Source organism: Micromonospora sp. NPDC005087, assembly GCF_042872965.1.
In the GTDB taxonomy this organism is placed as follows: Bacteria; Actinomycetota; Actinomycetes; order Mycobacteriales; family Micromonosporaceae; genus Micromonospora.
Genome location: NZ_JBIALB010000006.1, coordinates 302,648 through 327,637, shown reverse-complemented (window position 1 = coordinate 327,637; position 24,990 = coordinate 302,648). Strand labels below are relative to the sequence as shown.

Sequence of the window (24,990 nt, the reverse complement as noted above, 5' to 3'; positions counted from 1 at the left end):
TTCCTCCAGTGGTACGACGCGCGCAGCCGGAGCGCACCTGTGTGGGTTGCCGGCAACGTGCGCCGGCCAGCGAATTGCTGCGGATCGTCGCGATCGGAGACGAGGCTGGTTACAGCCTCCGGCCTGATCCGCTCCGCAGGCTGCCGGGTCGGGGAGCGAACATGCACCCGGATCCGGCCTGCTTCGCGCTGGCGGTGCGGCGCCGCGCCTTCGGGCGTGCGTTGCGCATCACCGAGGTCCTTGACCACGGTGTGCTGGCGGAGCACGTCGATGCGCCAACCACTACGTCCGGTCAGCCCGACCGGGCGAGGGTCGCTAGCAGGGTAGGACGACCGACATGAGCACACGATGAAGTCCCTGAAATGACCAGGCTTCAAGTGCACGAGTGAGGTCGCTGCGGGTGCTGCCCGCACGACCTCGGAGTGAGGAGTGCAGTGGCAGGCAAGGCCCGCGTACACGAGCTTGCAAAAGAGCTCGGGGTCGAGAGTAAGACCGTTCTCGCCAAGCTGAAGGAAATGGGCGAGTTCGTGAAGTCCGCGTCCAGCACCGTCGAGGCGCCCGTCGCCCGGCGGCTGCGTAACGCATTAGTGGCGTCCGCCGGTGCTCCGGCGCCGGCCGCCCCGTCGGCGCCCGCGCCGGCGCCGGCTTCGACCCCGACGCCGTCCCCGACCCCGGGCGCGCCCCGGGTCTCGGCCAAGCCGATGCCGCCTCGGCGGCCGGCCGCGCCGGCCCCGGGTCCGAAGCCGAAGGGTCCGGTGCCTGGTGCGCCGCAGCCCGCGGCCCCGGCCCCGGTCGCCAAGCCGGCGAGTGCCCACGACATCGAGGTGGCGGCCGCGGAGGCGCGTGCCGCCGCGCTGAAGGCTGAGCAGGAGGCCGCGGTCAAGGCCGCGCAGGCCGCCCGTCAGCAGCAGCGGGACAACCCCGTTCGCCGGGAGCCTCCGGCAGACGGCGGCAACCGCCCCGGCCCTCGGCCGGGTCCCGCCGCGATGCCGCCCCGTCCCGGTTCGCCGGCAGCTCGTCCGAGCACGCCGGCACCGGGTCCCGGTGCCCGGCCCGGCGGTCGTCCGCCGGCGCGCGGCCCCGGTAACAACCCGTTCGGCATTCAGGGTGGCCAGCAGCAGCGGCCGCCGGCGGCGGGCGCGGGTGGCCCCCGGCCCAACACCCCGGCGGGCATGCCGCCGCGTCCGAGCCCGAACTCCATGCCGCCGCGGCCCAGCCCGGCGTCCATGCCGAGTCAGCGTCCGGCCGCCGGTCGTCCCGGCCCCGGTGGCGCTGGTCGTCCCGGTGGCGGCGCTGGTCGTCCCGGTGGCGGTGGCGGTGGCGGTGGCTTCCGTGGCGGTCCCGGCGGTGGCGCCGGTGGCGGTGGCGGTTACCGCGGCGGCCCCGGTGGCGGCGCGGGTGCCGGCGGTGGCGGTGGCTACCGTGGCGGTCCCGGCGGCGGCGGTGCTCCCGGTGGCGGTTTCCGTCCGGGTGCTCCGGCCGGTGGTGGCGGTCGTCCGGGTGCGGGCGGTCGTGGCCGTGGCGGTGGCGCCGCGGGTGCCTTCGGGCGTCCGGGTGGCCGGCCGACGCGCGGTCGCAAGTCCAAGAAGCAGCGCAGACAGGAGTTCGACAACCTGTCGGCCCCGACCATGAGCTCGGGTGCTCCCCGGGGTCAGGGTCAGGTCGTCCGGCTCTCCCGTGGCGCGTCGCTGTCGGACTTCGCCGACAGGATCAACGCCAACCCGGGTTCGCTGGTCCAGGAGATGTTCAACCTGGGCGAGATGGTCACCGCGACCCAGTCCTGCTCTGACGACACCCTGCAGTTGCTGGGTGAGCACCTCGGATTCGACATCCAGATCGTCAGCCCGGAGGACGAGGACCGCGAGCTGCTCGCGCAGTTCAACATCGACCTCGACGCGGAGGTGGCCGAGGAGCGTCTGGTCAGCCGTGCGCCGGTGGTGACCGTCATGGGTCACGTCGACCACGGTAAGACCAAGCTGCTCGACGCGATCCGCAAGGCGAACGTCGTGGCCGGCGAGGCCGGTGGCATCACCCAGCACATCGGTGCCTACCAGGTCCACGTGCCGCACGACGGCATGGACCGCGCGGTGACCTTCATCGACACCCCGGGTCACGAGGCGTTCACCGCCATGCGTGCTCGTGGTGCCCAGGTGACGGACATCGTGATCCTGGTGGTCGCGGCCGACGACGGCGTGATGCCGCAGACGATCGAGGCGTTGAACCACGCCAAGGCGGCTGACGTGCCGATCGTGGTCGCGGTCAACAAGGTCGACAAGCCGGAGGCCAACCCGGACAAGGTTCGCCAGCAGCTGACCGAGTACGGCCTGGTCGCTGAGGAGTACGGCGGCGAGACCATGTTCGTCAACGTGGCCGCGAAGCCGGGCATCGGCATCGAGGAGCTGCTCGAGGCTGTCCTGCTGACCGCCGACGCGTCGCTGGAGCTGACCGCTCCGATCGACGGGCCGGCGCAGGGTGTGGCCATCGAGGCGCACCTGGACAAGGGCCGCGGTGCGGTGGCGACGGTGCTGGTGCAGAAGGGCACCCTGCGGGCGGGCGACTCGATCGTCGCCGGTGGGGCGCACGGCCGGGTCCGGGCCATGCTCGACGAGAACGGCAACCAGGTCTCCGAGGCCGGGCCGGCGCGTCCGGTCATGGTCCTGGGTCTGACCGCGCCGCCCGGCGCGGGTGACACGTTCCTCGCCGCGGCGGACGACCGTACGGTGCGGCAGATCGCCGAGCAGCGCCAGGCGCGGCGGCGGGCGGCGGCATTCGCCAACTCCCGTGGCCGGGCCACCCTCGAGACGCTCATGGAGCAGCTCAAGGAGGGCGAGAAGACGTCGCTCAACCTCATCCTCAAGGGCGATGGCTCCGGTTCGGTGGAGGCCCTGGAGGACGCGCTGTTCAACCTCGACATTCCCGAGGAGGTCCAGCTCAAGGTCCTCGACCGGGGCGTCGGCGCGATCACCGAGAGCAACGTCATGCTCGCGAGCGCCTCGTCCGAGCCGGTCACGATCATCGGCTTCAACGTGCGGGCCTCGAACAAGGTCCGCGAGATGGCCGACCGCGAGGGCGTGGAGATCCGGTACTACACCGTCATCTACCAGGCCATCGAGGAGATCGAGGCGGCGCTCAAGGGCCTGCTCAAGCCGGAGTACGAGGAGGTCGAGCTGGGCAGCGCGGAGATCCGCGACGTCTTCCGCTCGTCCAAGATCGGCAACATCTCCGGTTGTATCGTCCGGTCCGGTGTCATCCGGCGCAACGCGAAGGCGCGCCTGCTGCGGGACGGGGCGGTCGTGGCGGACAACCTCACGATCAGCTCCCTGAAGCGGTTCAAGGACGACGCCACGGAGGTCCGCGAGGGCTTCGAGTGTGGTCTGACCCTGGGTGGTTACAACAACGTCCAGGTCGGCGACATCATCGAGACCTTCGAGATGCGGGAGAAGGTTCGCGCCTGATCCGGCGGTGACAAGCTGATCAAGGGGTTTACGCCGCTCGGCGTAAACCCCTTGATCATGTGGGGCGGGTTGGCGGTATCGTCCGGGGCGATGTTCACCGGAACCGCGGTCTTCGACCTGCTGCTGCCGGGCGACTCCAGGTCGCTCAAAGCCAAGAGATCATATGTACGGCCGATCGTGGCGGCGCTGCGCCGCTTCGAGGTGTCGGCCGCCGAGGTGGGAGCGCTCGACCTGCACGGTCGAGCGCAGATAGCGGTGGCCGTGGTGGCCGCCGAGGCGGCCCACGTCCGCGAGGTGCTGGACTCCTGCGAGCGCCTGGTGGTCGGTCGCCCCGAGGTGGAGCTGCTGTCGGTTCGGCGCCGGTTGTACGGCGCGGAGGACGACTGAGCAGGGTGCCGACGGTGCCGGGCGACCCGGCCGGTCGCGAAGGTAGTGTTCGAGATGTTGGCCGGTCGGCCGGCGGCCCGCGGGTCGCCGTGTCGGCCGGGAGCAGGACGCCGTGGAGGTGGCGAGATGTCTGATCCGGCCAAGGTACGCCGGCACGCGGAACGGGTGCGTGAGCTGGTCGCGTCGGTGGTGCGGAGCCAGATCAAGGACCCGCGGCTCGGCATGATCACGATCACCGACGCCCGGATCACTGCCGACCTGCGCGACGCGACGGTCTTCTACACCGTGCTCGGCGACGCGGTGGCCCAGGCGGACACCGCGGCGGCGCTGGAGAGCGCCAAGGGGCTGCTGCGCAGCACCGTCGGCAAGGCGCTCGGGCTGCGGCACTCGCCGACCCTCACCTTCGTCCTCGACGACGTGCAGGATCAGGTCAAGCACATCGACGACCTGCTCGCCGCGGCCCGCAATGCGGACGCCGAGGTGCAGCGGCTCGCCGCCCAGGCGAAGTACGCGGGCGAGGCACAGCCGTACCGGGTCGACGAGGAGACGGACGAGACCGACGGCGAGGGCGCCGAGGTCCCGGAGAACCCCCGGGGTGGGGAAGCGCGGTGACCGGCACCGCCGGCCCCCAGCTAGCGACGGCGGTCGGTGCCGGCCCCACCCAGGCGGACTGGGTGGCGGCCGAGGCGCTGGTGCGCGCCCTTCCGCCGACCGGCCGGGTGCTGCTGATCTGTCACGTCAACCCGGACGGCGACGCGCTGGGCAGCATGCTCGGCTTCGGCCTGGGCCTGCGTCAGCTCGGCGTACGCCACCTGCAGGCGACCTTTCCCGGGCCGCCGGAGGTGCCTGAGCCGTTCCGGGGGATGCCCGGGCTGGACCTGCTGGTCCCGGCCGGCGCAGCGGATCCCGACCCGGACCTGGTGATCTGCTTCGACGCGGCGAGCGAGTCGCGCCTCGGTGAGCTGGTCGGGCGGTTGTCGTCCGCGGGGGCGGCGCTGGTGCTCGACCACCACGCCTCGAACACCGGCTTCGGCACGGTCAACCTGGTCGACCCGGCGGCCGCGGCGACCTCGGTGGTGGCCGAGCAGCTGCTGGCCCGGCTCGGTGTGGCGTTGGACCGGGCCATCGCGGAGTGCCTCTACGTGGCACTGACCACGGACACGGGCTCGTTCCGGTTCGAGGCGACCACCCCGGCCGTGCACCAGCTGGCCGCCCGGCTGCTGGCCACCGGCATCTCACCCGGTGACATCTCCCGGCGCGTCTTCGACACCCGCCCCTTCGGCGCGGTCCGGCTCTTCGGCGAGGTGCTGGGCCGGGCCCGGCTGGAGCCGGCCGAGGCCGACGGTCGGGGCCTGGTGTGGACCTTCGCGACCCTGGACGACCTGGCCCGGCACGACCAGCGCCCGTACGTGCTGGAGGCGTTGATCGACTCGGTGCGGTGCACCGCCGAGGCGGACGTGAGCTGCGTGCTGAAGCAGACCACGCCCGGCGACTGGGCCGTGTCGATGCGCAGCAAGGGCGCGGTCGACGTCAGCCGGGTGGCGGTCGCGCTGGGCGGTGGTGGCCACAAGTTCGCGGCCGGGTTCACCGGTCGGGGCACCGTCGAGCAGGTGGTCGAGGCGATCCGCGGCCAGTTGGACGCGGCACTGATCCGCCCCGGCGACTGATCGAGGCACTCGCGCCGCCGGGTGTCGCACACCCGGTGCGCGGACCAGCCACACGCTCTGCCGAGGGGGAGATCAGGGTCAACTCCGGGGAGTGTTGGTCTTCCCGCGTTCGGTGAGACCGGGAAGAATTGCGGGATGGAGCAGCCGCACGACCTCACCATGGAGGCCCCCCGCGCCTGGGACCGGCCTGCCGTCTCCGTACCGGTCCTCGTCTGCCTGTCGCTCGTCGGTGGCCGGTTCGCGTCATTCTCCACCGAGGCCAACCTGTACACCCTCGGCACCGGCGGGGTGCTGATCTGGCTCGGTCTGAGCAACCGGGTGCCCCGTCGTCCGGCGCCGCGTCGGCTGGGTGTGGGAGCGGCCTGGTGGGCGCTGCCGGTCGTGATCTTCGGCGTCTTCGAAGGCGTCACCTTCGTGCTGGCGGTGGGCGACGACTTCCCCACCTTCTCCCGGCTGGCCGATCCCCTGCTGGAGGACCAGCTGACCCGGTCGGCGGCCTGGTTCGCCTGGCTGGGCGCGTTCTGGGGGTTGGTGCGGCGATGATGCGGGCGCTCGCGATCGGCGGCTTCCTCACCGCGCTGGCCCTCTTCGGCGTGGTCGAGTGGTTGGCCCGGCGGGAGGGCTCCCGGATCCCCACGCTGGGCGAGGTCTGCGCGTACGTGATGCGCTACGAGGTCGGCCCGGTGCCGGTGGGCCGGATCGGTCTGTTCGGCTTCTGGTGGTGGCTGGGCTGGCACTTCCTGGCCCGCTGAACCGGGTACCGGCCTGTCCAGATAGCGGGAACCGTGGGCAGCATGTGGACCTGAACGATAGCTTGGGAGACGGCCGGCGCCGCGCCGCGGTGCAGGTCGTGGGCGGTGGTGCCACACCTCGTGCCGCCTCCCTCCAGGGTCGGACCGACCCGGGCTTACGCCGCCCAGCCGGCTGCTCCGGTAACCCCGGACCGCCGTGGGGCGCTCAGCACGACCGCCCGTGAGGGCCGCCGCGTGCCGGTGGCTCGCACCCTGGAAGGAGCGCCACCATGCCGAACAAGCCCAAGCCGGAGACCACCGACGACGCCCGCGAGCAGGCCCGCCGCGCGCTGCAGACGTCGATGGACACCCGTCAGTGACCCGACCCGTCCGGCGGTGACGCCGCCGACGATTTCCGTCCACGGCGTCACCGCCCGACCGGCCTGGTCCCGTCCGGGCTGCGCCACGCACTGATCCCGCACCGCGGGGTAGCCCCGCCGGTTCTCACCGGTAAGTGCTGGCCCTCCTTGCGATCCTTACCGTGCTCGTGACAGGATCGCCGGCGATGGACACCAGCACGCTTGCCGCGTCCCCCCGGCGGATCGCCGGCCTCGCCCTGCCAGCCCTCGTGGTGCTGGCCGCCGAACCGCTCTACGTGCTGGTCGACACCGCCGTGGTCGGTCACCTCGGCCGGGTGCCGCTGGCCGCGCTCGCCGTCGGCGGCACGGTCATGACGCTCACCGCGTGGCTCGGCACCGTGGTCGCGTACGGCACCACCGGGCGTTCGGCCCGCCGCTTCGGCGCCGGCGACCGGGCAGCGGCGGTGGCCGAGGGTGTTCAGTCGTCCTGGCTGGCGTTCGGCGTCGGGCTGCTGGTCGCCGTCGGCATGCAGATCGGCGGGGGCGCGCTGGCACGTACCCTCGCCGGAGGCGGCGGGGAGGTGGCCGACGCCGCCGCGCAATGGCTTCGGATCGCGGCGCTCGGCGCTCCCGGCCTGCTGCTCGCCGCCGCCGGCAACGGCTGGCTGCGTGGAGTGCAGGACACCCGCCGCCCGCTGGTCTTCGTGCTCGGCCCCAACCTGCTCTCCGCACTGCTCTGCCCGCTGCTGGTCTACCCCGCCGGGCTCGGCCTGGTGGGGTCGGCCGTGGCGAACGTGATCGCGCAGACGCTCGCCGGGGTGCTCTTCGCCGCCGCGCTGGTCGCCGAGCGGGTGTCGCTGCGACCCCGACCCCGGCTGATCCGCCAGCAGTTGGTGCTCAGCCGGGACCTGCTGATCCGGGGCGTGGCGTTCCAGGCCAGCTTCCTCTCCGCGACCGCCGTCGCCGCCCGCTTCGGCGCCGCCGCCGTCGGCGCCCACCAGATCGCGCTCCAACTCTGGTTCTTCACCGCGCTGGTGCTCGACGCCCTCGCCATCGCCGCGCAGTCCCTGGTGGGCGCCGCGCTCGGGGCCGGCGACGCGGCGGGCGCCCGGGCGCTGGCCCGCCGGATCGGGCTGCTCGGCGGCGTCTGCGGCGTCGGGTTCGCGCTGCTGATCGCCGCCGGCGCCGGCGTGGTGCCGTCGTTGTTCAGCTCCGACCCCGAGGTACGCGAGCAGGCCATGGTGGCCTGGCCCTGGTTCGTCGCCATGCAGCCGCTGGCCGGAGTGGTGTTCGCGCTCGACGGCGTGCTGATCGGCGCCGGCGACGTGCGCTACCTGCGCAACCTCACCATCGTGGCGGCGCTCGGCGGCTTCCTGCCGGCCATCTGGCTGGCGTACGGGCTCAAGCTGGGGCTGGGCGGCATCTGGGCCGGGCTCACCCTGTTCGTGGTGATCCGGCTGGTCGCCCTGCTGCTACGACTGCGCGACGGCCGCTGGGCCGTCGTCGGCGCGATTCGTTGAGGCGGCGCCTGCCCACACACGTCGGCATCCGGGGCATCTGGCAGGCTTGGGCGACGTGAGCACCGATGGTCTGATCGTGGTCGACAAATCCGGCGGCATGACGTCGCACGACGTGGTGGCGCGGATCCGCCGGCTGGCGAAGACCCGGCGGGTCGGGCACGGCGGCACGCTCGACCCGATGGCGACCGGCGTGCTGGTGATCGGCGTGGGCCGGGCCACCCGGTTGCTGACCTACGTGATCGGCGCGGGCAAGAGCTACACCGGCACCATCCGGCTCGGCCAGGCCACCGTCACCGATGACGCCGAGGGCGACGTGATCGCCACCACCCCGGCCGGTCAGGTCACCGACGACGCGATCCGGGCTGCGCTGAGCGCGTCGACGGGGGAGATCGACCAGGTGCCGAGCGCGGTCAGCGCCATCAAGATCGACGGGCAGCGGGCGTACAAGCGGGTGCGCGACGGGGAGAACGTCGAGCTGCCGGCGCGGCGAGTCACCATCTCCCACCTGGAGGTGCTGGCGATCCGCCGCACCGAGCCGGACGTGGTGGACGTGGACATCGACGTCACCTGCTCCTCCGGCACGTACATCCGCGCCATCGCCCGGGACGCGGGCCTGGCGCTCGGAGTCGGTGGCCACCTGACCGCGCTGCGCCGCACCGCGGTGGGCGGCTTCACCCTCGCCGAGGCGACCACCCTCGACGAGCTGGAGCAGCGCGCCCCGGACGTGGTCAACCTGCCGCTCGACGCGGCGGCCGACCGGTTCTTCCCCCGTCGGGAGGCCACGCCCGACGAGGCGCGGGTGCTCGCCCACGGCGGGCCGCTGGACCCGGCCGGCCTGGCCGGGCCGTACGCCGTCTTCGGCCCGGCCGGCGGGCTGATCGCTATCGTCAGCGAGCGGGACGGGCGGGCCCGCGCGGAGATCGTGCTCGCCCCGGCCTAGACGGCGAGGCCGCCGGTACGCGCCGGGTGGCGCCCGGCGGCGCGGATCCGCCCGGCGAGTGTTAACAAGGGGCCCTTCCTCTGCACGAGGCGTTAAGAAGGGGCCCTTCCTTACGGAGGGGAGCGGCATGCAGCGGTGGCGGGGGTACGACGCGGCACCCGGCGGGTGGGGGCGTTCGGTCGTCACCATCGGCGTCTTCGACGGCGTGCACAAGGGGCACCAGGCGACCATCGGGCACGCCGTGGCCCGGGCCCGAGAGCTGGGCGTGCAGTCCGTCGTGGTCACGTTCGACCCGCACCCGGCCGAGGTGGTCCGCCCCGGCTCGCATCCGGCTGTGCTCACCGAGCCCGCCCGCAAGGCTGAGCTGATCGAGGCGCTCGGCGTGGACGTGCTCTGCGTGGTGCCGTTCACACCGGAGTTCTCCCGGCTGCCCGCCGAGCAGTTCGTGCACGACATCCTGGTCGAGCACCTGCACGCGGCGCTGGTGGTGGTCGGCAGCAACTTCCGTTTCGGGCACCGGGCGGCCGGCGACGTGGCGCTGCTCGAGCGGCTGGGTCAGACCTTCGGCTTCGCGGTGGAGGGCGGCCCGCTGGTCGCCGAGGACGGCACCGTCTTCTCCTCGACGTACATCCGCTCCTGCGTCGACGCGGGCGACGTGGGCGCGGCGGCGGCCGCGCTGGGCCGTTCGCACCGGCTGGAGGGCGTGGTGGTCCGCGGTGACCAGCGTGGGCGGGAACTGGGCTTTCCCACCGCCAACCTGCTCTGCCACCGGTACGCGGCGGTGCCCGCCGACGGGGTGTACGCGGCCCGGCTGATCCGCCGCGGGCAGCGCGAGCCGCTGATGGCGGCGGTGTCGGTGGGCACCAACCCGACCTTCTCCGGCCGGGAGCGGCGGGTGGAGGCGTATGCGCTGGACTTCGACGGTGACCTCTACGGCGAGCGGCTGGCCCTGGACTTCGTGGCGCACCTGCGGGGGCAGATCCGGTACGACTCGATCGAGCCGTTGATCGCCCAGATGGAACAGGACGTCGAACGCACCCGGCGCGCTCTGGGCTGATCCTCCCGGGCGACGCAGCTGCCTGCCCGAGGCCCTTGACCGGGTGCTACCGGCGGGTGCTGGTAGTCTGGCGGAAACGTCGGGTGACCGGCGTGGGGCCTCGCGTGCCTGCTCGACGCCGCGGGTGCGAGGTACCAGTCCGTTCCCGGTCCATCGGGACGACGGACACCTACTTGATCAACCCACTGAAACAGGGAGAACATGGCGCTCGATCAGGAAGCCAAGGCCACGATCCGCGCGGAGTACGCGACCGCCGAGGGCGACACCGGTTCGCCGGAGGTCCAGGTCGCGGTCCTCACCAAGCGGATCGCTGAGCTGACCGAGCACCTGAAGGTGCACAAGCACGACCACCACAGCCGCCGTGGGCTGCTGCTGCTGGTCGGCCGGCGCCGTCGGCTGCTCAACTACGTCCAGAAGAAGGACATTGCCCGCTACCGGTCGCTCATCGAGCGGCTCGGCCTGCGCCGGTGACGTGACGGGGGAGTGGCCGACCGGCCGCTCCCCCGATCGGCGTCCCACCTGAAGAACACGGGCCGCGCGACCACCCGACAGGGAGCCGGTCAGCGTACCGGTCTCCGGTAGTGGCCCCCGGGAATCCCGGCATCATGCCGGCCACCCGGGCGCTTCGATCGAAGACCGGCCGGCTGAGCAGTTCCCCGTGTCGTGGGGCCCACGACGCGAAGGAGCACTACAGCACATGACCGAGACCAACCTCGGCACCGAATCCCGAACCGCCGTGATCGACAACGGGTCCTTCGGCACCCGTGAGATCACCTTCTCCACCGGTCGGCTGGCTCGCCAGGCCGCCGGTTCCGTCGTCGCCCAGCTGGGCGAGACGGTCGTTCTCTCCGCCACCACCGCCGGTAAGCACCCGAAGGAGCAGTTCGACTTCTTCCCGCTGACCGTCGACGTCGAGGAGCGGATGTACGCCGCGGGCCGGATCCCCGGCTCGTTCTTCCGCCGTGAGGGCCGGCCCAGCGAGGACGCCATCCTCACCTGCCGGCTGATCGACCGGCCGCTGCGCCCGTCGTTCGTCAAGGGCCTGCGCAACGAGGTCCAGGTCGTCGAGACCATCCTCGCGCTCGACCCGCAGCACCCGTACGACGTCGTGGCGATCAACGCGGCCTCGATGTCGACCAAGCTCTCCGGCCTGCCGTTCTCCGGCCCGATCGGTGCCACCCGGGTCGCGCACATCGACGGCCAGTGGGTCGCCTTCCCGACCCTGGAGGAGCTGGCCCGCGCCACCTTCGACATGGTCGTGGCCGGCCGCACGCTCGAGGACGGCGACGTCGCGATCATGATGGTCGAGGCCGAGGCCACGCCGAACGCCGTCGCCCTGATCTCGGCCGGTGCCACCGCCCCGACCGAGGAGATCGTGGCCAGCGGCCTGGAGGCCGCGAAGCCGGCGATCCGTGAGCTGTGCCGCGCGCAGAGCGAGCTGGCCGAGGTCGCTGCCAAGCCGGTCACCGAGTTCCCCGTCTTCCTGGACTACCAGGACGACGTGTACGACGCGGTCGCCGGGCTGGCCCGCACCGAGGTGGCCGAGGCGATCACCATCGCCGGCAAGGCCGACCGCGAGGAGGCCCTGGACCGGGTCAAGGCCCGGGTCGCCGAGGAGCTGGGTGGTCGGTTCGAGGGTCGGGAGAAGGAGCTCAGCGCCGCCTTCCGCTCGCTGACCAAGTCCGAGGTGCGCAACCGCGTGCTGCGTGAGCAGGTCCGCATGGACGGGCGTGGCCCGCGGGACATCCGCCCGCTGACCGCCGAGGTCGGCGTGCTGCCCCGGGTGCACGGTTCGGCGCTGTTCGAGCGGGGCGAGACCCAGATCCTGGGCGTCACCACGCTCAACATGCTCCGCATGGAGCAGATGGTGGACACGCTGTCCCCCGAGAACCGCAAGCGCTACATGCACAACTACAACTTCCCGCCGTACTCGACCGGTGAGACCGGCCGGGTCGGCTCGCCGAAGCGGCGCGAGATCGGCCACGGCGCGCTCGCCGAGCGGGCGCTGATCCCGGTGCTGCCGGCGCGCGAGGAGTTCCCGTACGCCATCCGGCAGGTCTCCGAGGCGCTCGGCTCCAACGGCTCCACCTCGATGGGTTCGGTCTGCGCCTCGACGCTGGGCCTGCTCAGCGCCGGTGTGCCGCTGAAGGCGCCGGTCGCCGGCATCGCGATGGGGCTCATCTCCGACGAGGTGGACGGCAAGACCCAGTACGTGACGCTGACCGACATCCTCGGTGCCGAGGACGCGTTCGGTGACATGGACTTCAAGGTCGCCGGCACGCCGGAGTTCGTCACCGCGCTCCAGCTCGACACCAAGCTCAACGGCATCCCGTCGGACGTGCTGGCCGCCGCGCTGCAGCAGGCGAACGAGGCCCGGCAGGTCATCCTCGGTGTCATGAAGGCGGCGATCGAGGCTCCGGCCGAGATGTCGGACTACGCGCCGCGGGTCACCACCGTCAAGATCCCGGTGGACAAGATCGGCATGGTGATCGGCCCGAAGGGGCAGACCATCAACGCGATCCAGGACGAGACCGGCGCCGAGATCTCCATCGAGGACGACGGCACGATCTACGTCGGCGCCACCAACGGCCCGTCGGCCCAGGCGGCCGTCGACCGGATCAACGGGATCGCCAACCCGACCCTGCCCAAGCAGGGCGAGCGGTTCCTCGGCACGGTGGTCAAGACCGCCGCGTTCGGTGCGTTCATCTCGCTGCTGCCGGGTCGTGACGGCCTGCTGCACATCTCCAAGGTGGGCGACGGCAAGCGGGTCGAGCGCGTTGAGGACTTCCTCAACGTCGGCGACCGGGTCGAGGTCGAGATCGCGGACATCGACGCCCGCGGCAAGATCTACCTGGACAAGGTCCGCCCGGAGGGCGCCGAGGCGCCGGCCGCTGGTGAGGCCGCCGGTGGCGACCGGCCGGCCAGCCGCGACCGTGGCGACCGTGGGCCGCGTGACCGGGGCGACCGCGAGCGTGGCGGCGACAAGGGCGGCCGTGGCCCGGAGCGCGGCGACCGTGGCGAGGGCGGCAACGGCGGCGGCGAGGGTGGTGAGGGCGGCGAGCGTCCGCGCCGCCGGACCCGGCACAGCTGATCGTCGTACATCGCATCACCCACCCCTCGTCGAACCGGGAGCAGTACGTGAGTCGGGCCTTCAGTGCGCCGTTTCCACCGGATCGACGGGGGGTGGCCGCGTCCCGGGACACCGGGGCGGGCCGCTCCGGCGGCACCGCCCGGGCGGTGACCCGGACGCTCAGCGACGACCCGCTGGGCGGCACGGTACGTCGTACCGTGCTGCCCGGCGGCCTGCGCGTGCTCACCGAGGCGATTCCGGCGATGCGCAGCGTCTCGTTCGGCATCTGGGTGGCGGTCGGCTCGCGGGACGAGACCGGCCCACAGGCCGGTGCCGCACACTTTCTCGAGCACCTGCTCTTCAAGGGCACCCACAAGCGCACCGCCCTGGAGATCTCCTCGCAGATCGAGGCGGTGGGTGGCGAGACCAACGCCTTCACCACGAAGGAATACACCTGCTACTACGCCCGCGTGCTGGACGAGGACCTGCCGCTGGCGATCGACGTGATGTGCGACCTGGTCGCCGACTCGCTGCTGGAGCCGGCCGACGTGGAGACCGAGCGCGGCGTGATCCTCGAAGAGATCGCCATGCACGACGACGAGCCCGGTGACGAGGTGCACGACCTCTTCGCCCGCGCCGTCTACGGCGACCACCCGCTGGGCCGACTGATCTCCGGCACCGAGGAGACCGTCACGCCGATGACCCGGCGGCAGATCCAGAGCTTCTACCGGCGCCGTTACACCGCGCCGCAGATCGTCATCGCCGCCGCCGGCAACCTCGACCACGCCGCGGTGGTCAAGCTGGTCCGCCAGGCGGTGCGCGGCACCCCGCTGGACAGCGACCCGGCGACCCCGGCGCCGTACCGCAAGGCCACCCCGGCGGTACGGACCCGGCCCGCCACCACTCTGGTGGAGCCGAAGGAGACCGAGCAGGCGCACATCATCCTCGGCTGCCCCGGCATCGATCGCATCGACGATCGGCGCTTCGCCCTCGGGGTGCTCAACAACGTGCTCGGCGGCGGCATGTCCAGCCGGCTGTTTCAGGAGATCCGCGAGCAGCGCGGCCTGGCGTACTCGGTCTACTCGTACGCCAGCCAGTACGCCGACAGCGGCCTGTTCGCCGTCTACGCCGGCTGCGCGCCGGGCAAGGTGGACGAGGTGCTGGCCCTGACCCGCGCCGAGCTGGCCCGGGTGGCCGCCGAGGGGCTGACCGAGGCCGAGGTGGCCCGGGGCAAGGGGATGAGCAAGGGCTCGTTCGTGCTCGGCCTGGAGGACACCGGTTCCCGGATGAGCCGGCTGGCCAAGGGGGAGCTGCTCTACGGCGACCTGATGCCGGTGGACGAGCTGCTCCGGCGGGTCGACGAGGTCACCGTGGCGGACGTGAACGCCCTCGCCGCGGAGCTGCTCGGCCGGCCGATGTCGCTGGCCGTGGTCGGCCCGTTCGGCGCCTCCGACTTCGTCGGCTGAGGGCGCTGCCGCCCCGGTGGGGCAGTCGGGCCGGGTGACCTCCCGGACAGTGGCGTGGATCCGGTCCGGCCGGGAGCCAGCGTCCCGATTGGGATAGGTTGTGCCCCGTGACTGACGAGCAGGAGAGAACTCCCGCCGACCCGGTGCGGGTCGGTGTCCTGGGTGCCCGGGGCCGGATGGGCATCGAGGTGTGCAAGGCGGTCGACGCCGCCGACGACCTTGAGCTCGTGGCGATGGTCGACCAGGGTGACGGCCTCTTCGCCGCGTCCGACGCCGGCGCCGAGGTGGTCGTCGACTTCACCACGCCGGACGTCGTCATGGACAACCTGCACTGGTGCATCGACCAGGGCATCAACGCGGTGGTCGGCACCACGGGCTTCACCGAGCAGCGGCTGGACCGGGTGCGCGGCTGGCTTGCCCGCAAGCCGGGGGTGGGCGTGGTGATCGCGCCGAACTTCGGCATCGGCGCGGTGCTGATGATGCAGTTCGCCGCGCGGGCCGCCCGGCACTTCGAGTCCGTCGAGATCATCGAGCAGCACCACCCGCGCAAGTTGGACGCCCCGAGCGGCACGGCCACGCACACGGCGCGGCAGATCGCCCGGGCCCGCGCCGAGGCTGGGCTCGGCCCGGTCCCGGACGCCACCAAGGACGAGGTGCCGGGCGCGCGGGGCGCCGAGATCGACGGGGTACGCGTACACGCCGTGCGCGCCACCGGGCTCGTCGCCCACCAGGAGGTGCTGTTCGGCACCACCGGCGAGACGCTGACCATTCGGCACGACTCGTACGACCGGGCCTCGTTCATGCCGGGTGTGCTGCTGGCCGTGCGCGCGGTGCGCAACCGCCCCGGTCTCACCGTCGGCCTGGACGCCCTGCTCGACTGACCGCGCCGCAGTGTCGAGGGTGGGCGGAAACCGGATCGCGGGGAGTCGGGCCGGTCCTAGGCTGCCGCCATGATCAATGGTGGACATCTGGACCAGGTCGGACGCCGGGTCACCCTGCGCCCGGTGGACGACGACAACTGGCGTGCCGTGGCCGACGTCGCCCCGCGCGACGACCAGCGCCGGTTCGTCGCCGCGCTGGGCGCCCGCTACCTGCTGGTCAGCATCCGATCCAGGTGTGGAACTCGCTCGCGGTCTACGCCGACGAGGCCGTCGTCGGCCATGTCATGTGGGGCGTGGACGATGACGGCTCGCACTGGATCGGCGGGATGCTGATCGACGCCGCCGAGCAGAACCGGGGTGTCGGTCGAGCCACCGTGCGGACCCTGGCCGCCTGGCTGGCCGCCAAGGAGGGCAATCCTCCGGTCCGCCTCTCGTACCACCCCGACAACACCCAGGCGGCATCCCTCTACACGGCCCTGGGCTTCCACCCCACCGGCGCCATGGACGACGACGAACTAATCGCCGAACGAACCCGGTAACGCCCCCACCCACCCCACCCCACCCCCGTTGATCATGAAGTTATTGCCACGACACGCCGCGGCGGGTGACAACAACTTCGTGATCAGTGGGTCGGGACGGGGTGCGGCGGGGGTGGGTTAGAGGGGGGTTGAGGTGGTGGGGCGGCGTTGGATGGGTAGGGCTGGGGTTGGGGTCAGGGGGGTGGGTAGGCCGGTGATGGTGGGGTGGCCGGTTTGGTCGACGGTGATGTCCACTGGGGTGCCGGCCAGGCGGAAGCCGCTGACCGTGACCGCGCCGAGCTCGGCTCCGGCCAGCGGCGCCAGCCGGACCGTGCCGCCCGGCACGTCGGGGTAGAGCCCGGTGGCGGCCTGGAGCAGCAGCACCGCGCTGGCCGCGGCCCAGGCCTGCGGCCGGCACGCCGCCGGGTACGGCACCGGGCGGTTCACCAGTGATCGGTCGTCGCCGCCGTACAGCTCGGGCAGCCGGTAGTCGAACGCCTCGGCCGCGGCGAGCAACCCTTCGGCCAGGCCGAGCGCGGCGTCCCGGTGCCCGGCGCGGGCCAGCCCGGCGAGCACGATCGCGGTGTCGTGGGTCCAGATCGAACCGCAGTGGTACGACAGCGGGCTGAATCCGGCGTCGTCGGTGGACATGGTCCGCAGCCCGAAGCCACCGGCCAGCGTGTCGGTGGTGAGCAGGCGGGCGACCTGGTCCTCCTCGTCGCCGGTGAGCAGGCCGGTGCCGAGCAGGTGACCGATGTTGCTGGTCAGTGAGTCGACTGGCCGCTTGTCCCGGTCCAGGGCCAGCGCGGGCTGCGGGCCGTACCGGCCGTCGACCCAGAAGCTGTCCCGGAACCGGCGGGCGAGCGCGGCCGCGTGCGCACGCCAGCGGTCCCCACCCGGGCGGCCGAAGGCGTCGAGCAGCGCGGCGCCGTTCACCGCCGCCTCGTGCGCGTACCCCTGCACCTCGGCCAGCACGATCGGCGCGCTGGCCAGCGAGCCGTCGTGGAACCGGACGGCGTCGCCGGAGTCCTTCCAGCCCTGGTTGGACAGCCCGTGCCCGGTGGTGTCGATGTACTCGACCAGACCGTCGCCGTCCGGGTCGGCGTGCTCGCCGAGCCAGCGCAGCGCCGCCTCCAGGTGCGGCAGCAGCGGTTCGATCTGCTCGACCGGGAGACCCCAACGCCAGGCGTCGTGCAGCAGGTTTACCCAGAGCATGGTGGCGTCGACGGTGCCGTAGTAGACCGGTGGCAGGCGGAGCCCGTCGTCGGGCAGCGCGAACTCGTGCCGGCGCAGCTCGTGCAGGATCTTGCCGGGGGCCTCGCCGGTGGCCGGATCGACGCGGGTGCCCTGTCGCCGGGCGAGCACCCGCAGGGTGCCGGCGGCCAGGTCGGTGCCGAGCGGCAGCATCATCCGGGCTGCCCAGAGGCTGTCCCGGCCGAACAGGGTGAGGAACCAGGGCACCCCGGCGCCGAGGAAGACGTCGCGGGGTGCGCCGGTCTCGGCCAGTCGCAGCCCGCGCAGGTCGTCGAGGCTGCGGTCGAGCAGCCGGACCAGCCGCCGGTCGTCGGCGGTCACCTGGGGCCGGGACCAGTCCGGCTCGCCGGCCGGGCCGATGACCACGGCGCGCGGGTCCTCGACGGTCAGGTGCCAGCGCAGCACCGTCTCGCCGCCGGGGGGCAGCTCGACCGGCCAGGCCAGCCGGGGGGCCGTGATCCGTTCGCCGGTGGCGAGGACGTCGGCGCCCGCGCCGGTGACGGTGACGGTGATGCCCTCCGCCGCCCAGGTGAGCACGCCGGGCTGGCCGGTCTTGGCTTCCAGCGGCGGCGCGGCGCCGCCGGACTTGACCACCTCGATGGGTGCCAGATCGCAGGCGAGGTCGATGCTGACGGTGGCGCGTACCGGCACGGTGGCGGTGGAGACGACCCGCAGCTCCTCGGTGAGGCCGTCACGGGTGGCCCGGCGGAGCCGGTCGACCCGGACGGTGGGGTCGGGCACGGCGTCGCCGAGCCAGCGCGCCAGGCTCACGAAGCGGGCGCCGTGCGGGCCGTCGTCGCCGCGGGTCAGCCCTTCCAGCTCCCGGTCGTCGACCCGTAGCTCGGCCCGGGAGAGCACCCTGGCGTCGGCGTGGAAGACGCCCTGGACGCCGGTCGGGCGGATCTGCCCGGTCGCGTCCCCCAGTGCGCTGGTCGGGGCGAGGACCACCCCCACCAACTCGTGCAGGAGGGGTTGCAGCTGGCGTTCGATCACGGTGTGGCTCCAGATCCTCAGGGTGCGGGACGGACGTCTTGACAACGCGCCCCTGGCGGTGCAAAGTGCGAAACATTCCAGAAACTTGAACGATCTAATCCTGCCTTATCCAGATTGGATCGTTCAAGATGGCGAGAGGGATTAAGTGGCCGAAAAGGTGACCATCGCGACGGTGGCCCGGCACGCCCGAGTGAGCCGCCAGACGGTGTCCAACGTGCTCAACGCCCCGCACATCGTGCGGGAGGAGACCCGGCTACGGGTCCAGGACGCCATCAGCGCGCTCGGCTACCGGGCCAACCAGGCCGCCCGGCAGATGCGTACCGGCCGGTCCCGGCTGATCGCCGCACGGATCGAGCCGACCCGTGACGGCATCAATGGATCGGTGCTCGACCGCTTCCTGCACGGCCTCACCGAGACCGCCGACGCCGCCGGCTACCGGGTGCTGCTCTACACGGCCACCGACGACGAGCGGGAGATCGCCACCTACGACGACCTGCTGGGCACGTACGAGCTGGACGCGTTCGTGCTCGTCGGCACGAAGTACGGCGACCCGCGTACCGCCTGGCTCGCCGGCCGGGACGTGCCGTTCGTGACCTTCGGCCGGCCGTGGGACGCGCTCGACGCCCATCCCTGGGTCGACGTCGACGGCGCGGCCGGCACGGCCCAGGCCACCCGGCACCTGCTGGCGTCCGGGCACCGGCGGATCGCGTTCATCGGTTGGCCGCTCGGCTCCGGCGTCGGCGACGACCGCCGGGCCGGTTGGCGCGACGCGCTGCGCGCCGCCGGCATCGACCCGACCGGGCTGCACCGGGAGACCGAGGACGGCATCGCCGAGGGGGAGCGGCTGATGCGCGACCTGCTCGTCACCGTGGCACCGACCGCCGTGGTCTGTGCCAGCGACTCGCTCGCCCTCGGCGCCCTCCAGGCGATCCGCGGCGTCGACCCGCCCGTGTCGGTGATCGGCTTCGACGACACCCCGGTGGCCGCCGCGGTCGGGCTGGCCAGCGTCAGCCAACCGCTCGGCGAGGCCGCCGCCCGCTGCGTGGACCTGCTCACCGGGGTCCTCGACGGTAACCACGAGACCCCCGCCCACGTGCTGCTCCAGCCCGCGCTGGCGCTTCGGCACACCGCGTAGTCCCTTCCCCCACCAGGAGAAACCCATGGCACCTCGAACCCTCACCCGGGCGGCGGTGGCCGGCCTGGCCGCCGTCGCCCTCCTCGGCTCTGCGGCCTGCGGCAGTGGCTTCGACGACTCCTCCGGCGACGCCACCCAGTCCAGCGGCCCGGCCAGCCTGCAGATCCTGATCGGCTCCTCGGGCGAGGCTGAGACCAAGGCCGTCCAGGACGCCGCGGCGAAGTGGGCCGGCAGTTCCGGCAACACCGCCACGGTCACCCCGGCGCAGGACCTCACCCAGCAGCTCGGTCAGGCCCTCGCCGGTGGCACCCCACCGGACGTCTTCTACGTCGACGCGGCGCGGTTCGCCGACTACGCCAGCGTCGGGGCCCTGGAGCCGTACGGCGACAAGGTGAGCAACACGAGCGACTTCTACGAGAGCCTGCGCACCGCCTTCACCTACGACGGCAAGCTCTACTGCGCGCCCAAGGACTTCTCCACCCTGGCCCTGCAGATCAACACGGACCTGTGGACCAAGGCCGGGCTGACCGACGCCGACGTGCCGACCACCTGGGACCAGCTCACCGCGACCGCCCAGAAGATCAAGGCCAAGGGGCAGGTCCCGCTGGCCCTCGGTGACACCCGCGACCGGATCGGCGCCTTCATGGTGCAGAACGGCGGGTGGCTGATGAGCAAGGACGGCAAGCAGGCCACCGCCGACACCCCGGAGAACCTGGCGGCCCTCCAGTACGTCAAGACCATGCTGACCACGGGCCTCGCCAAGTACCCGAAGCAGCTTGACGCCGGTTGGTCCGGTGAGGCGTTCGGCAAGGGCAAGGCCGTGATGACCATCGAGGGCAACTGGATCAAGGGCGCCCTCCAGAACGACTTCCCGAACATCAAGTACAAGGTCGTCCCGCTGCCGGCCGGCGCGAAGGGCCAGGGCACGCTCTCCTTCACCCAGTGCTGGGGCATCGCGGCCAAGAGCAAGTACAAGGACCAGGCGATCAAGTTCGTCGAGGCGATGACCAGCGGCGAGCAGCAGATGGCCTTCGCCAAGGCGTTCGGCGTGATGCCGTCCCGGCAGTCGGTGCGCGACCAGTACACCAGCGCCTTCCCGGCGGACAAGCCGTTCATCGACGGCGCCGCGTACGCCCAGGGCCCGGTGAACGCCCCGAAGATGGACAGCGTCCTCGGCGACCTCGACACCGGTCTGCAGGGCCTGGTCAACGGTGACCCAAAGACCGTGCTGCAGAACTTCGACAAGAACGCCAAGGCGGCGCTCGGCGCCAGCTGAGGTGTTAGGAAGGGCCCTTTTTATGCACCAGGCGATAACAAGGGGCCCTTCCTTACACCGTCGGCCCGAGACAGGGAGGGAGGGGAGATGGCAACCGAAACATTGAGCGCCGTGGCGACCGCGTCCGGCGAGAGCCCCCGCCGACGCCGAGGCGGCATCCGCAGCAACGAGACCGTCGCCGGCTGGCTCTTCGTCGCGCCGGTGATCGTCATCCTGGGGCTGTTCCTACTGCTGCCGATCCTGATGGCGCTCTGGGTCAGCCTGACCGACTGGAACGGCCAGGGCAGCCCGTTCACCGGCGACGTGCCGTTCGTCGGCGGGCACAACTACACCCAGTTGTTCACCGAGGACGGGCTGGCCCGCCGCGACTTCATGACCAGCATCCGCAACAACATCTACTACGTGGCGATCGTGGTGCCGGCGCAGACCGTGCTCGCGCTCGGGCTGGCGCTGGTCGTCAACAACCGGATGCTCAAGGGCAAGAGCTTCTTCCGCAGCGCCTTCTACTTCCCCTCGGTCACCAGCTCGGTCGCGATCAGCGTGGTGTTCCTGTTCCTGTTCGCCAACTCCGGCGCGGTCAACGCGCTGCTCAACGTCCTCGGCATCGACGGACCGGAGTGGTTCGCCGACTCGCGGGGCGTGCTGCACCTGCTGTTCAAAGCGGTCGGCGTCGACTCGCCCCCGGCGGCGCTGGCCGACGGCGGCCCGTTCGGGCTGAGCTGGTGGGACTGGCTGGCCGGTCCCAGCGTGGCGATGATGTCGATCATCACTCTTGTCATCTGGACCACCTCCGGCACCTTCATGCTGATGTTCCTGGCCGGCCTGCAGAACGTGCCGGTCACGCTGGACGAGGCGAGCACCCTCGACGGCGCGTCCCGGTGGCAGCGGTTCCGGCACGTCACCCTGCCGCTGATCAGGCCGACCATGTTCCTGGTGCTCACCCTCGGCCTGATCGGCTCCTGGCAGGTCTTCGACCAGGTGTACGTGATGAGCCAGGGCGGCCCGGCCAAGACCACGCTCACCCCGGCCTACCTGTCGTACCGGACCGCCTTCCGGGACTTCGACTACGGCTCCGGAGCCGCGATCTCGTTCGTGCTGTTCCTGATCATCATCGTGCTCACGCTGATCCAGCGCCGAGTGCTCGCCGAGCGGGACACCGACCGGCCGCGACGCGGCTGGCGGCGTCGGCGCGTACCGGGGAGGTCCTGAGATGGCCGTGCTGACCGACCGGCCGCCGGTGGCGCCCGCGCGGCGCGACCAGCGCGCGGCGCGCACCCTGGCCACCCGCTTCCTGGGGTACGCGACGCTGATCTTCTTCGGGCTGGTGTTCCTCTACCCGTTCGTCATCCAGATCAGCAGTTCGCTAAAGACCGAGCCCGACGCGGCGGCCAACCCGCTCTCCCCGTTCCCGGACCCGCTCACGCTGGCCGGCTTCGAGCGGATCTTCGGCGGCACGAACTTCCCGCTCTGGCTGGGCAACTCACTGCTGGTGACGGTGCTCGTCACCCTCGGTCGGGTGTTCTTCGACTCGCTCGCGGGGTACGCGCTGGCCCGGCTGCGGTTCCGGGGACGCGGCGGGCTGTTCGCCGCCGTCATCGCGGTGATGGCGGTGCCCGGAGTGGTGCTGCTGATCCCGAAGTTCCTGGTGCTCAACCAGCTCGGCATCTACAACAGCTACGCGGGTCTGGTGGTGCCGCTGCTGGCCGACGCGGCGGGCGTGTTCATCATGAAGCAGTTCTTCGAATCGATCCCGTTGAGCGTGGAGGAGGCCGCCCGGATCGACGGGGCGAGCATCTTCCGCACCTTCTGGTCGGTGGTGCTGCCGATGGCGAAACCGGCGCTGATTACCCTGACCATTTTGTCGTTCCAGGGCTCCTGGAACGAGTTCCCGCACAGCCTCGTGTCGGTGCAGGACCCGGACCTGTTCACCCTGCCGCGTGGGCTGGCCGACCTGGTCAGCGGCTCACTCGGCAGCGGCACCCAGTATCCGCTCAAGCTGGGCGCGGCGCTGCTGGCCACCATCCCCGTCGCGATCATCTTCGTGGTGTTCCAGCGGTACTTCGTCCGGGATGCCAACGACGGCTCGGACAAGGGCTGACCTGCCCCGGTGGGGCGGCCCCGACGTGCGGAGCCGCCCCACCGGTCAGCTCTGCTGGAGGACGGACAGGATGTTGCCGGCCGGATCGGTGAACCAGGCGATGGCCGGCCCCTGCCCGCGCATGACCCCCTTCTCGTCCTGCGGCATCCCGTCGTAGCGGGCGAAGTGGACCCCCCGCGCGATCAGCCCGTCGACCGCACGGTCGATGTCGTCGACCGGGAAGTTGAGCACCGTGTAGGTCGCCGGGGTGTGGTCGTTCTTCGGATAGACCAGGACGGGCCGGTCCCCGGCGATGTGCAGGGTCAGCAACCCGCCCATCGCGTCGTCCCGGGTGACCCGCAGGCCGAGCGTCTCGCCGTAGAACCGTTCGGCGCGCCCGGTGTCGTCCACCGAGAATCCGCTGAACGCCTTGGTGTCTGTGAACACGGTGGTCTCCTCGTTGTCGGCGTACGAGGGGTGGACGATGTCGCCGGCCGGAACTCATCGCCCGGCCGGCCCGGACGGTCAGGGGTCGAGACGGGCGGGCAGGCCGAAGCGCGGAAAGAGCCCCGGGTCGAGGTAGTGGGTGAGGCGGGTGATCCGGCCACCGGCGACCTCCGGCAGCTGGATCGAGAACGGTCGGTGCCCGCCCGCCGGGTCGGGCCGGTACTGGGCGAAGGCGGGGCCGCCGTTGGCCGTCACCCGGATGAGCCGGGAGCCCCGGCAGCCCGCCCCCGGCCCGACCAGCCAACGACCGATGTCGCCCGCGCCACGCAGCCACATCCGGTACGGCGGCATGCTCTGGACGGCGTCGGCGCGTAGCAGGCCCACCAGAGCGTCGACGTCGTAGCGCTCGAAGACCTGCACGTAGCGGTCGAGCAGGTCGCGGTGCTCCCGATCCAGCGGCCGGCCCGGAGGGTCACCGACCCGGTCGGCCAGCGTGGCCCGGGCTCGTTGCAGCGCGCTGTTGACCGCGGGCACGGTGGTGTCGAGCAGACCGGCGACCTCCTCGGCCCGCCAACGCAGCACGTCCCGCAGGATCAGCACCGCGCGCTGCCGGGCCGGCAGGTGCTGGAGCGCGGCCACGAACGCCAACCGGACCGACTCCCGAACCACCGTCAGCTCGGCCGGATCGGCCGCCGCCGGCAGCACTGCCGCGTCCGGGGCGGGCTCCACCCAGCCGGTCTCGGGACCGCCCAGCGCCGCGGCCACCGGTGACGACGGATCGCCGAGGTCCATCGGCAGGGCCCGGCGCCGACGACCGCGCAGCAGGTCCAGGCAGACGTTGGTGGCGATCCGGTAGAGCCAGGTGCGCGGGCTGGACCGGCCGTCGAAGCCGTCCCACCCGCGCCAGGCCCGCAGCAGCGTCTCCTGCACCGCGTCCTCGGCGTCGTACAGCGAGCCGAGCATCCGGTAGCAGTAGCCGGTCAGCTCGACCCGGAACTCCTCCAGCCGGCCGTCCGCGGTCGGCGCCGGCACCGGCGCGGTCGCTGCGCTCATGGGGCCGACGTTAGGCGACCCGTGTGACATCGGCCGCCGTAACGGCCCGGACGCGCCGCGCGACCCGGCTGGATCGCGTGTCAGGCGCCGGGCTGCTCGTCGGTTGGAACCTTCTCGGCCGGGACGGCCACGTGCAGGCGCACCTGGGGCACCAGCATGTCGTCGACGTCCAGCGCGCGGGCCGCGCCGTCGGGCTCCCAGCCGGTGCTGGTGAGGAACTTGCGGGTCGATTCGTCACCCTCGAACGCCCAGGCCACCGCCCGGCTCAACCCGTCCTCCCGCCACAGGTCGACGGCGGCGGCGAGCAGCCGGCTGCCGTGCCCACGCCGACCCCAGCGCGGCTCGACCAGCAGGTCGGTCACCGCGGCCACGTCCGGGCCGAGCGCCTCGGCCGGCTCGCCCGGGGCCAGCGCCTCGGCGTCGGCCGGGCCGGAAGCGGCGAACCCCACCAGATACGATTGCTCGGCCTGTTCGACGGCGACCAGCACCCGGTGCGCGCCCGAGGGCGGCTCCTGCACCGCGGCGCTCCACTGCCGGGCGAGGAACGCCTCGTCCAGGTTGTCGAGCACGTGCCGAGGCAGGATCCGGCGGTACGCGACCCGCCAGGTTGCGAGTTGGATGCGTGCGATCTCGCCGGCGTCCTCGGGACGCGCCGGGCGGACGTACCCGAGAGCCATGGGACGGAAGCCTACGCAGGGCGAGGG

23 protein-coding genes are annotated in these 24,990 nt (G+C 72.1%); 19 read left to right on the top strand and 4 right to left on the bottom strand.

Features of this window, described 5'->3' with window-relative positions; all coding sequences use genetic code 11:
* Positions 1 to 8: 8 nt before the first annotated feature.
* The 15 genes from ACFYPS_RS17445 to ACFYPS_RS17375 all read left to right on the top strand — a co-directional run bounded on the left by ACFYPS_RS17445 (position 9) and on the right by ACFYPS_RS17375 (position 16,072).
* Positions 9 to 341, top strand: coding sequence for a YlxR family protein (locus ACFYPS_RS17445; RefSeq protein WP_354963242.1), 333 nt, complete (start codon positions 9 to 11; stop codon positions 339 to 341).
* Between the two features lie 93 nt (positions 342 to 434).
* Positions 435 to 3,455, top strand: a complete 3,021-nt coding sequence (infB, locus tag ACFYPS_RS17440) for a translation initiation factor IF-2 (protein ID WP_387325449.1) — start codon at positions 435 to 437, stop codon at positions 3,453 to 3,455.
* A 90-nt stretch (positions 3,456 to 3,545) separates the two neighbouring features.
* Complete coding sequence (locus ACFYPS_RS17435; protein WP_354963240.1) at positions 3,546 to 3,842, top strand: DUF503 domain-containing protein; 297 nt, start codon at positions 3,546 to 3,548, stop codon at positions 3,840 to 3,842.
* A gap of 126 nt (positions 3,843 to 3,968) precedes the next feature.
* Positions 3,969 to 4,454, top strand: coding sequence for a 30S ribosome-binding factor RbfA (gene rbfA, locus ACFYPS_RS17430; protein ID WP_354963239.1), 486 nt, complete (start codon positions 3,969 to 3,971; stop codon positions 4,452 to 4,454).
* On the top strand, positions 4,451 to 5,509 hold the full coding sequence (locus tag ACFYPS_RS17425) for a bifunctional oligoribonuclease/PAP phosphatase NrnA (RefSeq protein WP_387325445.1): 1,059 nt from the start codon (positions 4,451 to 4,453) through the stop codon (positions 5,507 to 5,509). The genes rbfA and ACFYPS_RS17425 overlap by 4 nt, the downstream gene beginning before the upstream one ends.
* A gap of 135 nt (positions 5,510 to 5,644) precedes the next feature.
* Positions 5,645 to 6,052, top strand: a complete 408-nt coding sequence (locus tag ACFYPS_RS17420; RefSeq protein WP_387325442.1) for a hypothetical protein — start codon at positions 5,645 to 5,647, stop codon at positions 6,050 to 6,052.
* A complete protein-coding gene (locus tag ACFYPS_RS17415; RefSeq protein ID WP_199723267.1) occupies positions 6,052 to 6,261 on the top strand; it encodes a DUF6186 family protein in 210 nt (69 codons plus the stop codon). The genes ACFYPS_RS17420 and ACFYPS_RS17415 overlap by 1 nt, the downstream gene beginning before the upstream one ends.
* A 544-nt stretch (positions 6,262 to 6,805) precedes the next feature.
* The gene (locus ACFYPS_RS17410) at positions 6,806 to 8,119 is read left to right on the top strand and encodes an MATE family efflux transporter (RefSeq protein WP_354963236.1); all 1,314 of its coding nucleotides are present in this window, start codon (positions 6,806 to 6,808) and stop codon (positions 8,117 to 8,119) included.
* Between the two features lie 55 nt (positions 8,120 to 8,174).
* Positions 8,175 to 9,059, top strand: coding sequence for a tRNA pseudouridine(55) synthase TruB (gene truB / locus ACFYPS_RS17405; protein ID WP_387325438.1), 885 nt, complete (start codon positions 8,175 to 8,177; stop codon positions 9,057 to 9,059).
* A gap of 127 nt (positions 9,060 to 9,186) precedes the next feature.
* Positions 9,187 to 10,116 (top strand): bifunctional riboflavin kinase/FAD synthetase, encoded by a 930-nt coding sequence (locus ACFYPS_RS17400; protein ID WP_354963234.1) that lies wholly within the window; start codon positions 9,187 to 9,189, stop codon positions 10,114 to 10,116.
* Positions 10,117 to 10,317: 201 nt separating this feature from the next.
* Positions 10,318 to 10,587: a 30S ribosomal protein S15 gene (gene rpsO / locus ACFYPS_RS17395; protein ID WP_074317913.1), complete on the top strand. Its 270-nt coding sequence runs from the start codon at positions 10,318 to 10,320 to the stop codon at positions 10,585 to 10,587.
* A gap of 226 nt (positions 10,588 to 10,813) precedes the next feature.
* Positions 10,814 to 13,207, top strand: coding sequence for a polyribonucleotide nucleotidyltransferase (locus ACFYPS_RS17390; RefSeq protein ID WP_387325434.1), 2,394 nt, complete (start codon positions 10,814 to 10,816; stop codon positions 13,205 to 13,207).
* A 47-nt stretch (positions 13,208 to 13,254) separates the two neighbouring features.
* Positions 13,255 to 14,652: a M16 family metallopeptidase gene (locus ACFYPS_RS17385; RefSeq protein ID WP_387325431.1), complete on the top strand. Its 1,398-nt coding sequence runs from the start codon at positions 13,255 to 13,257 to the stop codon at positions 14,650 to 14,652.
* A 107-nt stretch (positions 14,653 to 14,759) separates the two neighbouring features.
* Positions 14,760 to 15,533: a 4-hydroxy-tetrahydrodipicolinate reductase gene (gene dapB, locus ACFYPS_RS17380; RefSeq protein WP_387325428.1), complete on the top strand. Its 774-nt coding sequence runs from the start codon at positions 14,760 to 14,762 to the stop codon at positions 15,531 to 15,533.
* 233 nt (positions 15,534 to 15,766) lie between these two features.
* Positions 15,767 to 16,072, top strand: coding sequence for a GNAT family N-acetyltransferase (locus tag ACFYPS_RS17375; RefSeq protein ID WP_387325425.1), 306 nt, complete (start codon positions 15,767 to 15,769; stop codon positions 16,070 to 16,072).
* A gap of 117 nt (positions 16,073 to 16,189) precedes the next feature.
* On the opposite strand, the gene ACFYPS_RS17370 is transcribed toward ACFYPS_RS17375, so the two are convergent.
* Entirely contained in the window at positions 16,190 to 18,298 is a 2,109-nt protein-coding gene (locus ACFYPS_RS17370) for a glycogen debranching N-terminal domain-containing protein (protein ID WP_387325422.1), read from the bottom strand.
* 145 nt (positions 18,299 to 18,443) lie between these two features.
* Here ACFYPS_RS17370 and ACFYPS_RS17365 point away from each other — a divergent pair, with 145 nt between their 5' ends.
* The 4 genes from ACFYPS_RS17365 (at position 18,444) to ACFYPS_RS17350 (ending at position 22,807) form a co-directional block, all read left to right on the top strand.
* The gene (locus ACFYPS_RS17365) at positions 18,444 to 19,433 is read left to right on the top strand and encodes a LacI family DNA-binding transcriptional regulator (RefSeq protein ID WP_354963228.1); all 990 of its coding nucleotides are present in this window, start codon (positions 18,444 to 18,446) and stop codon (positions 19,431 to 19,433) included.
* 25 nt (positions 19,434 to 19,458) lie between these two features.
* Positions 19,459 to 20,709, top strand: a complete 1,251-nt coding sequence (locus ACFYPS_RS17360; protein WP_354963227.1) for an extracellular solute-binding protein — start codon at positions 19,459 to 19,461, stop codon at positions 20,707 to 20,709.
* An 87-nt stretch (positions 20,710 to 20,796) separates the two neighbouring features.
* Positions 20,797 to 21,918 carry a sugar ABC transporter permease gene (locus tag ACFYPS_RS17355; protein WP_354963226.1) on the top strand — a complete coding sequence of 374 codons (1,122 nt, stop codon included), beginning with the start codon at positions 20,797 to 20,799 and terminating at the stop codon, positions 21,916 to 21,918.
* Position 21,919: 1 nt separating this feature from the next.
* The gene (locus tag ACFYPS_RS17350) at positions 21,920 to 22,807 is read left to right on the top strand and encodes a carbohydrate ABC transporter permease (protein WP_387325418.1); all 888 of its coding nucleotides are present in this window, start codon (positions 21,920 to 21,922) and stop codon (positions 22,805 to 22,807) included.
* Positions 22,808 to 22,852: 45 nt separating this feature from the next.
* Here the strand turns inward: ACFYPS_RS17350 and ACFYPS_RS17345 are convergent, their stop codons facing one another.
* The 3 genes from ACFYPS_RS17345 to ACFYPS_RS17335 form a co-directional block, all read right to left on the bottom strand.
* Positions 22,853 to 23,233 (bottom strand): VOC family protein, encoded by a 381-nt coding sequence (locus ACFYPS_RS17345; protein ID WP_354963224.1) that lies wholly within the window; start codon positions 23,231 to 23,233, stop codon positions 22,853 to 22,855.
* A 78-nt stretch (positions 23,234 to 23,311) separates the two neighbouring features.
* Positions 23,312 to 24,286 (bottom strand): sigma-70 family RNA polymerase sigma factor, encoded by a 975-nt coding sequence (locus ACFYPS_RS17340; RefSeq protein ID WP_387325414.1) that lies wholly within the window; start codon positions 24,284 to 24,286, stop codon positions 23,312 to 23,314.
* Between the two features lie 80 nt (positions 24,287 to 24,366).
* On the bottom strand, positions 24,367 to 24,963 hold the full coding sequence (locus ACFYPS_RS17335; protein ID WP_387325411.1) for a GNAT family N-acetyltransferase: 597 nt from the start codon (positions 24,961 to 24,963) through the stop codon (positions 24,367 to 24,369).
* Between the last annotated feature and the right edge of the window lie 27 nt (positions 24,964 to 24,990).

Excerpts from the sequence above, each read along its gene's own strand:
- ACFYPS_RS17360 (WP_354963227.1), top strand. The coding sequence starts at position 19,459 with ATGGCACCTCGAACCCTCACCCGGGCGGCGGTGGCCGGCCTGGCCGCC.
- ACFYPS_RS17415 (WP_199723267.1), top strand. The coding sequence starts at position 6,052 with ATGCGGGCGCTCGCGATCGGCGGCTTCCTCACCGCGCTGGCCCTCTTC.
- rpsO (WP_074317913.1), top strand. The coding sequence starts at position 10,318 with ATGGCGCTCGATCAGGAAGCCAAGGCCACGATCCGCGCGGAGTACGCG.
- rbfA (WP_354963239.1), top strand. The coding sequence starts at position 3,969 with ATGTCTGATCCGGCCAAGGTACGCCGGCACGCGGAACGGGTGCGTGAG.
- ACFYPS_RS17410 (WP_354963236.1), top strand. The coding sequence starts at position 6,806 with ATGGACACCAGCACGCTTGCCGCGTCCCCCCGGCGGATCGCCGGCCTC.
- ACFYPS_RS17435 (WP_354963240.1), top strand. The coding sequence starts at position 3,546 with ATGTTCACCGGAACCGCGGTCTTCGACCTGCTGCTGCCGGGCGACTCC.
- ACFYPS_RS17390 (WP_387325434.1), top strand. The coding sequence starts at position 10,814 with ATGACCGAGACCAACCTCGGCACCGAATCCCGAACCGCCGTGATCGAC.
- ACFYPS_RS17400 (WP_354963234.1), top strand. The coding sequence starts at position 9,187 with ATGCAGCGGTGGCGGGGGTACGACGCGGCACCCGGCGGGTGGGGGCGT.
- ACFYPS_RS17420 (WP_387325442.1), top strand. The coding sequence starts at position 5,645 with ATGGAGCAGCCGCACGACCTCACCATGGAGGCCCCCCGCGCCTGGGAC.
- ACFYPS_RS17350 (WP_387325418.1), top strand. The coding sequence starts at position 21,920 with ATGGCCGTGCTGACCGACCGGCCGCCGGTGGCGCCCGCGCGGCGCGAC.
- ACFYPS_RS17335 (WP_387325411.1), bottom strand. The coding sequence starts at position 24,963 with ATGGCTCTCGGGTACGTCCGCCCGGCGCGTCCCGAGGACGCCGGCGAG.
- ACFYPS_RS17355 (WP_354963226.1), top strand. The coding sequence starts at position 20,797 with ATGGCAACCGAAACATTGAGCGCCGTGGCGACCGCGTCCGGCGAGAGC.
- ACFYPS_RS17340 (WP_387325414.1), bottom strand. The coding sequence starts at position 24,286 with ATGAGCGCAGCGACCGCGCCGGTGCCGGCGCCGACCGCGGACGGCCGG.